This is a genomic window from Streptomyces sp. SID12501 (assembly GCF_010550245.1).
GTDB lineage: Bacteria > Actinomycetota > Actinomycetes > Streptomycetales > Streptomycetaceae > Streptomyces.
This window is the reverse complement of sequence record NZ_JAAGLU010000548.1, coordinates 1-462: the sequence shown is the minus strand read 5'-3', so window position 1 is coordinate 462 and position 462 is coordinate 1. Positions and strand designations below refer to the sequence as shown.

The window sequence follows — 462 nt, the reverse complement described above, 5'->3', positions numbered from 1 at the left end:
CCCGGCGCCGACGCCGAGGAGGGCCCGGGTGAGGCCCAGGCCTCCTCCGGGGTGCTGGTGGGGACCGGCACGGGCGCCACGGGCTGGTTGCGCTCCCTGTGGCTGGAACGCGGCGCGCACGCGGGCCTCCCCGCACCCTGCGACCGGCGGCTCCTGTGGTTCGTACGCGAGGCCTGGCCCTCACCCACGACCGGAACGACGAAGGTCGCCGGCGAGTTGGAGCCGGGTCAGGGGCTGCGGTTGACCGTGGAGTCGGACCGGATCGTGGTCTTCGGCGACGGGATGGAGAGCGACGCCCTGCAATTGACCTGGGGCCAGAGCATCCGCCTGGGCATCGCGGACACGTCACTGCACCTGGTGACGTGAGCCCCTTCGCCCGACGGCCTGTCGAGACTCGGGGGCCGAGGTGCTCCCGGCCGGCGCCGCCCCCGGGTCGAGGCCGTACCGGCTCGGCCTTCGGGC

Annotated in this window: 1 pseudogene; it reads left to right on the top strand. The window is 74.9% G+C overall.

Annotation, left to right across the window (positions count from 1 at the left end):
- A pseudogene (locus tag G3I71_RS47220) lies at positions 1-366 on the top strand (hypothetical protein); the annotation flags it as partial.
- Positions 367-462 lie beyond the last annotated feature (96 nt).